This is a genomic window from Escherichia sp. 94.0001 (assembly GCF_013369155.2).
In the GTDB taxonomy this organism is placed as follows: Bacteria; Pseudomonadota; Gammaproteobacteria; order Enterobacterales; family Enterobacteriaceae; genus Escherichia; species Escherichia coli_F.
This window is the reverse complement of the sequence record NZ_JABWMS020000233.1, coordinates 1-519: the sequence shown is the minus strand read 5'-3', so window position 1 is coordinate 519 and position 519 is coordinate 1. Positions and strand designations below refer to the sequence as shown.

Genomic DNA, 519 nt, shown 5'->3' with positions numbered 1-519 from the left:
GGTTGGTAATTAAGGAGTTCTCCACGGGTGAAGTGGAGTGCGTGCGCCGGACACGGGTGAACATCCGGCACTGACAGTTTACTGAAAGGATATTTCTCTGAAAAGTCAGAGCATAACGCGAAAGCGCACGGCGAGGTTGCTGGTTCATAGATAGCCTGTCGTTAAATTTTCGTCGACCGTGCGCTTCCGGTTGTGGCACTCCGCGAAATGGCGCGGCGGTAAGTATGGCGGGGTCATTTCTTCCCCGTTGAGGACACCGGGTTGTCAGGTTGACCATACGCTTAAGTGACAACCCCGCTGCAACGCCCTCTGTTATCAATTTTCTGGTGACGTTTGGCGGCATCTGTTTGCCCATGAACTGATGTCCGCCCTTTTTAAAGTGAATTTTGTGATGCAGTGAATGCGGCTAAGCGCACGCGGAACAGTTAAAGCTAAAAACAGTGTTATGGGTGGATTCTCTGTATCCGGCGTTAATTGTTAACTGGTTAACGTCACCTGGAGGCACCAGGCACTGCATCA

1 pseudogene is annotated in these 519 nt (G+C 51.3%); it reads left to right on the top strand.

What is annotated here, in order from left to right:
- Positions 1-440 precede the first annotated feature (440 nt).
- Positions 441-519, top strand: a pseudogene (locus tag HEN33_RS27235) (cell division inhibition protein DicB); the annotation flags it as partial.